The sequence below is a fragment of the Herpetosiphon geysericola genome (genome assembly GCF_001306135.1).
In the GTDB taxonomy this organism is placed as follows: domain Bacteria; phylum Chloroflexota; class Chloroflexia; order Chloroflexales; family Herpetosiphonaceae; genus Herpetosiphon; species Herpetosiphon geysericola.
This window is the reverse complement of sequence record NZ_LGKP01000046.1, coordinates 98281-110754: the sequence shown is the minus strand read 5'-3', so window position 1 is coordinate 110754 and position 12474 is coordinate 98281. Positions and strand designations below refer to the sequence as shown.

The window sequence follows — 12474 nt, the reverse complement described above, 5'->3', positions numbered from 1 at the left end:
TATCACTCTAGCCCGGTGTTCTGCCTATTCTAGGCCCAAATTGCTACTATCGAATGTAACCAAAGATACAGCCATGGGATGATTTGGCTGCTGTAAGAACTACCAAAACTAGCAACCATTGGCTGTTTGAAGCGTTGATTATTGGCTTACCATGGGCTATGATGTCCAGCATTATCTCTCCGTGTACACCAGCACTTGCCATTTTACAGGAGCACCTGCATGTCGAAGATTCTTTCAATCCACTCGTTTCGGGGTGGCACGGGTAAATCAAACACAACTGCTAATCTCGCCAGCCTGATTGCCGCGACTGGTCGGCGGGTTGGGGTTATCGATACCGATATCATGTCGCCTGGTATTCACGTGCTCTTTGGCCTCGACGATGCCAGCATGAAATATTCGCTCAACGACTATTTGTGGGGCAAATGCGAAATCAAGCAAGCGGCCTACGATGTTAGCTCCAAGGTCAAGGGCTTGAATGCAGGCCAAATTTTTCTGATTCCTTCGAGCATTAAGGCTGGCGAAATTGCCCGCGTGCTGCGTGAAGGCTACGATGTGGGCTTGCTCAACGATGGTTTTCATCGCTTGGTCGAGGAGCTGAAGCTCGATGTGTTGTTGATCGATACGCACCCTGGCTTGAATGAAGAAACCTTGCTCTCGATTGCGATCTCTGATGCGTTGATTATTATTTTGCGCCCAGACTCGCAAGATTATCAAGGCACTGGGGTGACGGTTGATGTGGCGCATAAATTGGATGTGCCGCAGCTCTTTTTATTGGTCAATAAAGTGCCAACCTCGTTCAACTTTGCTGAGGTCAAGGCCCGAGTCGAAAAAACCTACAACGCCGAGGTTGCCGCCGTCTTGCCGCACTCCGATGAGATGATGACCCTTGCAAGTTCAGGCATTTTCGCGTTGCAATATCCCGATCATCCATTAACTCAATCCTTACGCGCGGTCGCCAATCGCTTAGTCTAATTGTGGAATGATGGCGAGGCATCCATGCCCAAGATTATTTCGATCCATTCGTTTCGCCCAGGCACTGGTAAATCGCAATTAACTGCTAATATTGCGACGATCTTGGCAGCAGCTGGCCAACGGGTCGCAATTATTGATAGTGATGTTAGCTCGCCCTCAATTCAAGCGATTTTTGGCGTGGCTGATAGCGCGATCACCCATAGCCTGAATGATTTTCTCTGGGGCAAGTGTGGCATCGAAGCGACAGCCGTTGAGCTGAACTCTAGCATTCGCCATGCCCTCAAAGGTCAGCTGTATCTCGTGCCATTTGCCACCCGCAATAGCACAATCGATTACGATATTCTCTTGCTTAGCGATAGTTTCGAGCTGTTGATCAATACTTTGGGCTTGGATGTGTTGTTGATTGATACCCAACCAGGTGTGCAATTTGCTGCCTTGCCATCCATTGCTTTTTCCGATATTCAGCTGCTGGTGTTGCAATTGCGCGAGCAAGATTTGCAAGGTACTGGCGTGGTGATCGATATTTCCGAGCAGCTTGGCATTGACGAGATGGTGCTGGTTGTCAACCAAATTCCTGAGCATTATAATTTGCGCGAAGTTCAGCAAAAAATCGAACAAATTTATCAACGCCCGGTCTTGGCTGCCTTGCCCTACGCCGAATTGTTGGCCGAGTATCAGCCAGCAACCGATGCCAACGCCCATATTTTTGTTGTCGACCATCCCGACCATCCTATCTCCCTACTGTTGACTAATGTGGCTGCAACCCTGACCGCTTAATCGCTGCGGACATTGTTGTACTTGCGCAAAGGATGCGAGCTGCATGCTCAAACGCTTGGAACAAGGCTTAAAAGTCCAACCGCAAGAATGGCGCTTGGTGCTTGCGCTCATGGGCTTGCTGGGATTAAATACGTTGGTGCTTGAACTGGCCGATGTGGTGGCCATGGCAGGCTTTATTAGCAGCCTTGGCACCGAACAGCTCTTGTGGCTTTGGCCAGTTGGCATGTTGCTGACGATTGTTGCTGCTGGCAGCTATGCGCTGATTGTTGATCGAACTGAGCGGGTCAAGCTGATTCAGCGCTTGTTGGCTGGTTTTGGTGCCTGCTATCTGGGGCTGTTGGCGCTGTTTTGGTTCAAGGCTCCTGCTTGGCTGCTTTATCCAGCCTTATCGATCCTCAACGAACAGCAATATGCCATATTTCCCTTGGCATTTTGGGCCTTAGCCAATGATATTTATGCCACGTCCGAGGCCAAGCGTTTATTTCCCTTGCTTGGCGCAGGCGCGACCATCGGCAGCCTCTTGGGCAACGGCCTGGCAGCGCTCATCGCCACATGGATGGTTGGTAACGACCACGACAACACGAACTTGGTGCTTGGTTTATGCGCTGGCTTCTGCTTTTTGGGGATTGGCTTCGTCTGGCTGATCTTTCATCAATCCGAATTGCGCGCGCGCCAAAGCAAAAGTGAACGCGAATCGATTCGCGCGACCTTTAATACTGGCTTGGATGTGATTCGCCATGTGCCATTGTTTCGCTTGCTAGCGCTGGTGTTATTTACAACTGGCTTGGCGTTAACCGTGATCGAATTTCACTTTTTGCGCAGCATTGACCAGATTGTGGCCGCCGATCCGTTGCGTTTTCAGCAACTGTATGGCTTCTACAAATTAGGTTTTGTGCTGGTGCTTTTGCTGTTTCAATGGCTGTTGGCTGGGCGGTTGCTCAGCAAAACTAGCCCCAAACAAGCCTTTATCGCGCTGCCCATCGTTCTGTTGCTGTGTATTCTGGGAGCTTTGGCGCAACCACTGATTGGCGGGTTGATTGGCCGTTTTGGGGCGCGTTTGGCCCAAACTGGCTGGGATGAACCCTTGCGCAAATCGGTGCAGAGTATTGTTCCCGACGAGCGGCGCGGGCGCGTAAGCGTTTTTCTTGATAGCTATTGTTATTCATTCGCGACAATCGTTGGCTGTGGGGTGATTAGCCTGATCTTGTTGCCAAGCTGGCTTGGTGGGCTAGCCGCTTCGCTAAGCACGCTGCTGTACCTTGGTTTTGCCTTGCTGGCCACGGCTGTTGGCCTGTGGGCTGCTTGGCGCATCCGCCATGTCTACGATAAAAGTCTGCTGAACTGGCGACTGTCGCGCTCTCGACGAAGGAGCGTCCTCGATGGCATCGAGTTCTGAGGCGCGCTTAGCTCAGTTTGGCGAATTAGAGCCATTGTGGCATAAGTTGCAAGATAGCGTGCGTTGGCCGATGATTCCGCCGCAAGCCAACCATGATGCGCCCAAGGGCATGCAGCTACGGGCTATTTTGGGGGCTGAGGCCAGCGAGATTGAGCTTGTGCAGGCTCTATTCGCCACAATTTTCCCGCATTTGGCCCATTATGAACCATTTTTGGCCATGTATGCAGAGCCGTTTTCGCGCAGCCATCCAGCCACGCTTGACCATTTGTGGCTGATTGAGCACAATGGCAAGCCTGTTGGGGTGCGTATGTTCAGCTATCTGTATCGGCGTAATTTTGGCCACGGCGCATTTATCGGCATCAATCAGCAAGTGCGCGGTACGGGCATTGGCCGTTGGTTGGTGCAAGCAACCCATCAACAGTTGGCGCTTGATGCCTTGTATAGCGGCAATGGGGCGGTTTTGGGCTATAGTGCTGAAGTCACGCGGGTTGAGGATGGGCTGCATGAAGATGAACGCCAAGAGCGTGAGGCGCGGCTACGCTTTCATCTCAATAATGGTGCTGTGTTATTGCCAGTTGAGTATATCGAGCCACCAGTAATAAAAAATAGTGACGAGCAGGCAGCGCGCCAACTGCCAATTGCGCCACAACCAATGCATTTAGTCTTTTATCCCAGCCAGCAGCAGCCGTTGAAGCTCACGACAATTCAAGCAATTGTGCAAGCGATTTACCATGATGTTTACTATTTGGATGACGATAATCCTTTTGTGCAGCACGCGCTTGCGTCGTTGCGGTGAGGAATAGCATTCTATGACAGCCGTAGCACCTAAAAGCCGTTTTTTGAGCCTGCGTTGGCGTTTATTGGCCATTTTTACCATGTTGTTTTTAAGTGTTTTAACCGGAGTCTTCATCTGGTTTTTGAATTATGCCACCAACAATGCCCAAGCAGAGCTTGAAGCCGATTTGATGGCGATTGCCAAAACTGCCGCCGCTGGTATCGATGGCGATGAACATAGCGCGCTGTATACCCAAGGCCAAATCGATGATCCAACCTATCTCAAAATTAATGCCTACTTGCGCGAAGTTAAAACGATTAATCCCAAGGCTTCGGGCATTTATAGCTTTGTGCAATTGCCCAACGAGCCAGAACAAGCGCGCTTTGTGGTGAGCGCGGCGATTCCGCCTGGCCAAACACCAACCCCACGCGAACAAGCGTTGGCTAGCGAATCAAGCGCTGGCTGTACGATTCGGCCAGATACCCGCCCGCTGATTAATGCACCATTTACGGCGGCTGGTGGTTTTACGCCCGATATGGCGCGTGGCTTGCGCGAACCAAGCATCGATCCCAATCCATCGACTGATCAGTGGGGCGAATGGATTGCAGGCGCTGCGCCGATTTACAATGCTAAAGGTGAGACAGTTGGCGCGGTTGGGGTTGATCTGTGTGTGGCCGAAGTAGCTGCTGTGCGCAATCGAATTAGCCAAACCCTTATTCCAGGCTTTTTGCTTGTGACCGCGCTTTTGGCGATTGCGGTTTATCTGATTGCCCACCGCCTGACCCGCCCAATTATTGGCTTAACTGCGGTTGCCACCCAAATTAGCAATGGCGATTATAGCTCCGAAGTGCCCGAAAGTAGCAGTCGCTGGCGTGATGAAGTTGCGACGCTTGCCAGCGTCTTTGCCATGATGGTCGATAAAGTGCGCGAACGGGAAAACAAGTTGCGCCAACAGGTTGCCGAATTGCAAATTATTGTTGATGAGGGCCAGCGCAAACAGCAAGTTGATGAAATTGTCGATAGCGATTTCTTCCGTAATTTGCAAGAAAAAGCGCGTGAAGCTCGCCAACGCCGCGACCGTCGTCCGCCCGACCAAACGAGCTAATTGGAATCACCCGATCACCGTGGAGTGAGTATGGAGCATTCCGACGAAATCCATGCTGGCCTGAGCATCTTGGATCTTCAGCATTTGAGCTTGGCCGAACGCAGCCTGATTCGGGCGATTTTGCGCCAGCGTGAGGTTGCTGAGCCAAAGCTTGGCGAGGCACTCGCTGCATTGCCAGATGCTCAAACATTCAGCGGGCTTGAAATTCAACAGGCACTTGCAGCGCTGCTTGAACAGCAATATCTCATTTTAATTGCTGGCGAGCCACGGTGCTATAAAGTTAATTTGCGCGCCAAAGCCAGCAATCTGCCGCGTTCAAACAATCCTGCGGCTCAAAGCCCTGCGCCCAATGATGAGCCTCAGGCGCGGCCTAGAATCGCCACGCTTTGGCAGACGCTCGACCAAGCAACAGCACCACGCGATCTGCCAAACTTCGACGATCAAGCCAACGAAGAGCACACTTAAATGGCAACATGACAGTTGATCCTGCCGTGTTGCCATTTAAAACTAGTGGGTTTTTTCTAAGGCTGTTTGGGCCACGAAATGCTCGGTCTTGTAGCTGCCAGCATCGCTTTGGAAGGTAATTGCAAAGCGATTCCACATATTAATCGTGCTAATTGCGGTAACTAATTTAACCAATTCGCTTTCGCTAAATGCGCCAAGCAAGCGTTGATAGAACTCGTCGGCAACGTGGTTTAGGGCAATTTGGGTCAACACTTCGGTTAATTCAAGCGCCAAGCGTTCGCGCTGATTGTAGTAGGGCGTATCGCGCCATGCATTCAGCCCATAAATCCGTTGCTCGGTTTCGCCAGCGCTGCGGGCATCTTTGGTGTGCATATCGAGGCAATAGCCACAACGATTAATTTGCGAAGCGCGAATTTCAATTAAGTTGACAATCGCTGGCTCTAAGCCGCTGTTGTGCGCAAGGTCACTCAATTTTAATAACGGTTTAAAGGCTTCAGGAAGGGTTGCCATATAATCTAAACGAGCTCTCATTGCTAGAAACCTCACACAAAAGAAATTCGATAGCTGTATTCTAGCAAGCGCTGTGGTTGCTACCAGTGCCAATTTTTGATCAGTTAATGGTACCAGTTTGGAGTTGCTGTAAAATCTGTCCAAGCTGCTCGATTCCAGCCCGCATAAGCTCTGGGCTAAAGCCTGCATAGCCAAGCAAAATTCCTTGGCGACTGAGTGGCCGCAACGCAAAATGGTTGACATTCTCGATCAAGAGGCCGCGCTGTGCCGCTAAGCTGGTTACCATTTGAGCATCAATACCCGCTGGGAGCCACGCCGTGCAATACATTCCCGCAGGCGGCGCATTGACTTCTAAGCCAAGTTCGCGCAGCAATTGCAGCATATAATCGCGGCGCTGAGCATAGAGTTGGCACATGCGATGAAGATGGCGGCTGAAATGGCCTGCATTGATAAATTCGGCTAAGGTTGCTTGATTAATTAATGGCGTATGCACATCGGCCAAGCGCCGCAACAGCGTGAACGGCTCAACCAAATTTGGCGGCACAACTAGGTAGCCAATTCGCAAAGCAGGAAATAGCACTTTGCTGAAGGTGCCAACGTAGAGCACCCGCTCTGCTTGATCAAGGCTATACAGCGAGGCAATTGGGCGGCCAGCGTAGCGATATTCGCTATCATAATCATCTTCAAGAATATAGGCTTGCTGCTGGGCGGCCCATTCCAAAAGTTGCAATCTACGGCTAAGGCTCAGCGTGCTGCCAAGCGGAAATTGATGTGAGGGCGTGACATACACCAAGCGGGCATGGGGCGCGAGCGCAATGCCGCTGGCCACCTGCAAGCCCTCGTGATCGACTGGCACTGGCACGATGCTGGCCCCAGCCCCCAACAAGACCCCACGCACACCCAAATAGCCAGGATCTTCCATCCAAACCTGTTCGCCCGCGTTGAGTAAGCCATGAATGGCTAGATTGAGCGCTGCCTGCGCCCCATTTGTAATCAAAATTTGCTCTGGGCTGCATTGCACTTGGCGGGTTAATCCGATGTGCTTGGCGATTGCCTCGCGTAACGGTGCATAGCCCTTCGCAGCTTGATAGCCTAAGCTGGCCTTGCCTAAATGACGAATTTGTTGATGTTGCAACCGTTGCCATAAGCCGCTGGGAAAATCGGCGATTGCTGGAATGCCCGAGCTGAGCGGTTGGCCAATTAAGTGCGCGCTGGTTGCATTGTTGGTCATTTGGGGCGCGTAAATTTGGTCTAAGGCATGGTCAGCTAAGCGATGTTGGGCTTGGCTGGGATTTGCTTGGTTGGATGATTGCAACGTTGGCAGATCAAGCTCAGGCAGATTGCGCGCTACAAATGTGCCTTGGCCGCTATAACTTTCAAGATACCCTTCGGCAATTAGTTGCTCGTAGGCATTCAGCACGGTATTGCGCGAAAGGCTAAGTTGGCTAGCGAGGCTGCGGCTGGAAGGCAATTGCATGCCGCGCTTAAGCTCGCCGTTTAAAATCGCTTGGCGCACATGTTGGTAAAGTTGTTGATAAAGGGGCTGGCTATCAGCACTTACCAATAATGGCTTGATCATACTGCATACACTCCTCGCAAGAATCAATTGCTAGTATAGCCACATTGAGCACCAATATTCGCTTGTTTTTGTGAAATTGCTACTTGACTTTTTGAAGTAAACGTGTATACTGAAATAGAACATTTGTTTTATTGGTGATAGAGGAACTTGGCCGATGAACGCAGCTGAGCAACCGAGCGCTGATTTTCCGCCTAAACTAAGCCGCCCTGCCTATAGAGCCTTGCTGCATGCTGGCTACACGAGTTTGGCCCAGCTAACCCAGGTGACCACTCTTGAGCTTGGCAAACTGCATGGCATGGGGCCAAAAGGCATCCGGCAGTTGCGCGAAGCGTTGGCTGCCAAGGGCCTAACCTTTGCTGATGAAACAAATACGCAGGATTGAGTTTGTGTTGAATGTAAGGAGTGACGACGTGAATACTCAAGTGTTTATTAATCTCGCAGTGCAAGACCTCCCCAAATCAATTGAATTTTTCAAAGGCCTCGGCTACGAACAAGATTTGCAATTTAGTGATGAAACTGCTGCCAGCATTGTGATTAGCGAAACAATTTATGTGATGCTGCTGACTCATCCCAAGTTCAAAGAATTTATTCCAAAAAATGCTGCGATTAGCGATGCCCGCAGCGCAACTGAAGTGCTGGTGTCGTTGACCATGGACAGCCGCGAAGCTGTTGACCAAATGTATGACAAGGCGCTTTCGCTTGGGGCTACCAGTTTCAGCGAGCCAATTGAAATGGGTGCGATGTACAGTCGCAGCATTCAAGATTTCGATGGCCATATTTGGGAATTCTTTAATATGGACATGAACGCTGCCCCACCCCAATAACGCTTAGCAAATAGTTTGCTTTACAACAGCACCATGAATCCATGGTGCTGTTTGTATTCCTGAGGTTTTGTTTTACACTTAGCTGGCAATTCAGCGAATGGTGGAGCTATGACGCAAGCATTGGTTGATGGAACCGTTATTCGTGGCCATGGCGTGGCTTCAGGCCACGCCAGCGATTCGCCGTATCCAGCGGGCACAATTGCCATGCAACAGCCCTATTTTGCCGCTTTGGGGCTTGATCTAACGGGCTTGTATTTGGCAACGATTAATCTTGATATTCAGCCAGCCCAATGGCGGCTGTTGCAAGCAGATTATACCTTTCGCGCACTACGCTGGACTGATTTACACCCGCCAGAAGATTTTTCATTTATTCATTGTCAGCTACTGTGGCAAGCCCAACGCTATGCTGGCTACATTTATTATCCGCATCCAGCGACCAAAATCCAACATTTTCAATCGCCGAGGATGCTGGAATTAGTGCTGCCATGGATTGCAACGATCAGTTATGGAGCGCGAGCACGCTTAATCTATCGTGCTGAGCAAATTCAAATTGAGCCGGCTGCTCTGCTATAATCGCAGCCAAAGCCGACCATTTTAGCAGGACATAACACTATGTTTGGACGTGAAATTCTTGGGCATCCGGCTGCCGCCTTGCGCCGCGAGTGGATTGTGACCAATGGTGCTGGAGCCTATGCCATGGGTTCGCTGTTGGCAAATGCGCCAATTCGTAAATACCATGGCTTGTTGATTGCCGCCTTAGAGCCGCCCCTAGGCCGAACCTTGTTGGTTGGTGGCTTGCAAGCAAGCGCGCAATATGGCAGCGAAACCTACGCATTAAGCAGCTTTGAATATAGCGATGGCCGATTAAGCGAGGGCTATCGCAACCTTGAAACCTGGCACTTGGATGGCACGATTCCAACTGCGCGCTATGGTTTGGCCGAAGCAGTGCTTAGCCAACGCATTTGGATGGAAGATGGCGCCAATACAACCTATGTGCTGTTGACCCATGAGCGGGGCAACGACCAGATTAACCTCTGCTTGCGGCCTTTGCTGACCGAGCGCGATCACCACGATACAACAGTTCAGGCCGATTGGCAGCCACGTTTTAGCGAATTAGCCAATGGCGTGTTGATGACGACTCCTGCTGGAACCAAGGTGCGCATGATCTGCGACCAAGCAACCTGGCAAAGCGAGCCAGCAAGCTGGGTCGAAGAAATTTACTATCGTGAAGAGTTAGAACGTGGCTATCCCGATACAGCGCGTTTGGTGCAAGCTGGCGAATTTAGTGCAAGCTTGCAACCAGGCCAAAGCCTAACCTTGGTATTTTCGACCGAGGCCGAGCCAAGCACCGATGGCCTGACGGCATTGGCACGTGAGCAAGCTCGCCAAGCAGCATTATTGGAGCAAGCGCGGCTCTTGCAAAAAGCGCCCGATTTTATTAAGCAACTGGTGTATGCAGCCGATCAATTTATGGTGCGGCGGGCGGTGCAATTGCCCGATGGCAGCACATGGCAAGGCTGGAGCGTGATTGCTGGATATCCATGGTTCAGCGATTGGGGCCGCGATACGATGATTGCTTTGCCTGGCTTGTTGATGGCAACTGGGCGGGCCAATTTGGCTGCTGATGTATTGCGCACGTGGAGCCATTTTTTGAGCCAAGGCATGTTGCCCAACCGCTTTCCTGATGTTGGCGCTGAGCCAGAATACAACACTGTCGATGCCACGCTTTGGTTTTTTCAAGCGTTACGCACAGTCTATCAAGCAACTGGCGATATTCAATTGGTTGCCGATTTATACCCCAAACTGGTTGAGATTATTGATTGGCATGAACGCGGCACGCGCTACTCGATCAAAGTGGCCGATGATTATCTGCTGACTGCTGGCGAACCCAATGTGCAATTAACATGGATGGATGCTAAGTTTGAGGATTGGGTGGTTACGCCGCGCGAAGGCAAAGCAGTTGAAATTAACGCCTTGTGGTATAGCGCCTTGCGCACTTTAGGCGAATTTGCCACCTTATTGGGCTATGATCACGATGTTGAGCGCTTTCGGCTGGCTGCTGAACATGTGGCGATTGGCTACCAACGCTTTTGGTCGGCAGAACACGGCTATCTCTACGATGTGATCGACGGCCCCCATGGCGCTGACCCTGCCTTGCGGCCTAATCAACTATTCGCGGTTTCGGTTGCGCACTCGCCGCTTGACGATGCCAAGGCCAAAGCGGTGGTGGATAGTTGTGCGCGCCATCTGCTGACATCATATGGGCTGCGCTCGTTGGCTCCCCACGATCCACACTATCTTGGCCTTTATGGCGGCGATTTGAAAACCCGTGATGCTTCGTATCATCAAGGCATTACTTGGGGCTGGCTGATTGGCCCATTTATTAGTGCGGTGAGCAAAGTGTATGGGGTCGAGCAAGCGCGGAGCTACTTGCAACCGTTCGCCGATCACCTCCGCGATGCTGGCATTGGCTCGGTGAGCGAAATTTTCGATGGCGACACGCCGATTACACCGCGTGGCTGTCCATGGCAGGCTTGGAGCGTGGCCGAATTGCTGCGCTGTAGCGTCGAGCTGAATAGTCGCTAATTCAACCGTTACAACCTTCGTTATTAAGAATTGATAGGTCTATCCGATTCAATTAAGATTCGCCACCCTTCCGTCCCTCCCCTGGAGGGAAACGCAGGGGGTTTTCATTCCCCTGCACCCCCTAAAGGACGATTGAAGGATTATCCTCGTTCGAGGATATCACCAAATACCCTTGTTGGAAAGCCCCTCGCCCGTCGGTCGGGAGCGGGGTTGAGGTGAGGGAACACACCGAATTCGGGCTTGCTATGGCCCAAAAAACCACTATATAGAGCGGGCCGGGCTATGCTATAATGCAGCCTGTTGCCACTGCCCTGTAGGAGACCCAACCAATGACGCACTACTACCCTGATGGTGCTGCCCCGGTCGTCATGCATACGGTTGCACGCATCGAACGCCAACTGCCAGTTGAAGGAGAAGTGCTGGTGCGGGTTGGCAGTCGGGTGGAGCCAGATGATATCGTATTGAGAGCGCAATACCCTCTTGATCCACAAATTATTAATATTGCGCGCGATCTTGGTGTATTGCCGACCCAAGTTTATTCGAAAATGAAAAAAGAAGAGGGCAATAAAGTCGCCAAGGGTGAAGTGCTGGCGCGGGCTGGATTAATTGCTGGCGCTAGCGTGGTAGCTCCGGTTGCTGGTACAATAACAACGATTGATCGCAGCACAGGCTATGTCACCCTCACCCCTAATCCCCTGCCAATCGAACTTAAAGCTCAAGTTCGCGGGATTGTGATGGAAGTGCCTGATTCGCGCACGGTAATTATCGAAACGCCAGCCTCGTATGTACAAGGCATTTTTGGCCTTGGCGGCGAGCGTTTTGGGGTGCTGCGCTTGTTGGTGACTGACCCTAAAGAGCAAGTTGATATTAGCTCGATCGATGCGCGTTCGGCCTATGCAATTTTGATTGGCGGCGCGAGCATTACGGCGGCAGCCTTGCGTAGAGCAATCGATGAGCAAGTGCGCGGCGTGATTGTTGGTGGCATCGAAGAACACGAATTGCGTGATTTCCTTGGCGATGATGGTTTTGATGCATGGCGCACAGGCTATAATACATGGCGCTTGCCAGCCCCGCCCTACAATCGTGATCCCGGCCTGACCTTGATGATCACTGAAGGTTTTGGGGTGCATCCGATGAACGAAGCGTTGTTCAAAACGCTATCGTTATATGATCAACAAGAAGCCTTGATCGAAGGCGTAACCCAACTGCGTAGCCCTCAACGCCGCCCACGGGTGGTGATTCCACTCTCGCGGGTTCGCAATATTGAGCAAGCAGCCGTCATTAAAGCAAGTTTAGCGGTTGGCAGCCCAGCCCGTATTGTAGCTGGACCCCATCGCGGGACGGTTGGCACTGTGCGCAGTTTCCCAGCCCTACCCCAACTCTTGCCCTCTGGTGTTCGTTCGCATGTCGTTGAAATAACCCTTAGTGATGGGAAGCAAACGCTGCTACCGGCAGCAGCACTTGAACCCCTGTCACCCTGATCCT

Annotated in this window: 13 protein-coding genes; 11 read left to right on the top strand and 2 right to left on the bottom strand. The window is 51.5% G+C overall.

Annotated features, from left to right (window positions below; all coding sequences use genetic code 11):
- The first annotated feature begins 219 nt into the window (after positions 1 to 219).
- From SE18_RS26540 to SE18_RS26515, 6 genes are read left to right on the top strand one after another with little or no spacing between them, the layout of a single operon-like run.
- Positions 220 to 972: a MinD/ParA family ATP-binding protein gene (locus SE18_RS26540; protein ID WP_054537499.1), complete on the top strand. Its 753-nt coding sequence runs from the start codon at positions 220 to 222 to the stop codon at positions 970 to 972.
- A gap of 24 nt (positions 973 to 996) precedes the next feature.
- The gene (locus SE18_RS26535; protein WP_054537498.1) at positions 997 to 1749 is read left to right on the top strand and encodes a MinD/ParA family ATP-binding protein; all 753 of its coding nucleotides are present in this window, start codon (positions 997 to 999) and stop codon (positions 1747 to 1749) included.
- A gap of 43 nt (positions 1750 to 1792) precedes the next feature.
- Entirely contained in the window at positions 1793 to 3145 is a 1353-nt protein-coding gene (locus SE18_RS26530; protein WP_054537497.1) for an Npt1/Npt2 family nucleotide transporter, read from the top strand.
- Entirely contained in the window at positions 3129 to 3941 is an 813-nt protein-coding gene (locus SE18_RS26525; protein ID WP_054537496.1) for a GNAT family N-acetyltransferase, read from the top strand. The genes SE18_RS26530 and SE18_RS26525 overlap by 17 nt, the downstream gene beginning before the upstream one ends.
- 13 nt (positions 3942 to 3954) lie before the next feature.
- On the top strand, positions 3955 to 5025 hold the full coding sequence (locus SE18_RS26520; RefSeq protein WP_054537495.1) for a HAMP domain-containing protein: 1071 nt from the start codon (positions 3955 to 3957) through the stop codon (positions 5023 to 5025).
- Between the two features lie 30 nt (positions 5026 to 5055).
- Positions 5056 to 5490: a hypothetical protein gene (locus SE18_RS26515; RefSeq protein ID WP_054537494.1), complete on the top strand. Its 435-nt coding sequence runs from the start codon at positions 5056 to 5058 to the stop codon at positions 5488 to 5490.
- A 42-nt stretch (positions 5491 to 5532) separates the two neighbouring features.
- Here the strand turns inward: SE18_RS26515 and SE18_RS26510 are convergent, their stop codons facing one another.
- Together SE18_RS26510 and pdxR are read right to left on the bottom strand one after the other, a co-directional pair.
- Positions 5533 to 6021, bottom strand: coding sequence for a carboxymuconolactone decarboxylase family protein (locus SE18_RS26510; protein WP_054537493.1), 489 nt, complete (start codon positions 6019 to 6021; stop codon positions 5533 to 5535).
- Positions 6022 to 6100: 79 nt separating this feature from the next.
- The gene (gene pdxR / locus SE18_RS26505; RefSeq protein WP_054537492.1) at positions 6101 to 7579 is read right to left on the bottom strand and encodes a MocR-like pyridoxine biosynthesis transcription factor PdxR; all 1479 of its coding nucleotides are present in this window, start codon (positions 7577 to 7579) and stop codon (positions 6101 to 6103) included.
- A gap of 154 nt (positions 7580 to 7733) precedes the next feature.
- Here pdxR and SE18_RS26500 point away from each other — a divergent pair, with 154 nt between their 5' ends.
- The 5 genes from SE18_RS26500 (at position 7734) to SE18_RS26480 (ending at position 12470) form a co-directional block, all read left to right on the top strand.
- The gene (locus SE18_RS26500; RefSeq protein WP_054537491.1) at positions 7734 to 7961 is read left to right on the top strand and encodes a helix-hairpin-helix domain-containing protein; all 228 of its coding nucleotides are present in this window, start codon (positions 7734 to 7736) and stop codon (positions 7959 to 7961) included.
- Positions 7962 to 7989: 28 nt separating this feature from the next.
- Positions 7990 to 8403: a VOC family protein gene (locus SE18_RS26495; protein ID WP_054537490.1), complete on the top strand. Its 414-nt coding sequence runs from the start codon at positions 7990 to 7992 to the stop codon at positions 8401 to 8403.
- Between the two features lie 108 nt (positions 8404 to 8511).
- Positions 8512 to 8976, top strand: a complete 465-nt coding sequence (locus tag SE18_RS26490) for a hypothetical protein (protein ID WP_054537489.1) — start codon at positions 8512 to 8514, stop codon at positions 8974 to 8976.
- 39 nt (positions 8977 to 9015) lie between these two features.
- Positions 9016 to 10989: an amylo-alpha-1,6-glucosidase gene (locus SE18_RS26485; RefSeq protein WP_054537488.1), complete on the top strand. Its 1974-nt coding sequence runs from the start codon at positions 9016 to 9018 to the stop codon at positions 10987 to 10989.
- Between the two features lie 329 nt (positions 10990 to 11318).
- Complete coding sequence (locus SE18_RS26480; protein WP_054537487.1) at positions 11319 to 12470, top strand: hypothetical protein; 1152 nt, start codon at positions 11319 to 11321, stop codon at positions 12468 to 12470.
- The last annotated feature ends 4 nt before the right edge of the window (positions 12471 to 12474 follow it).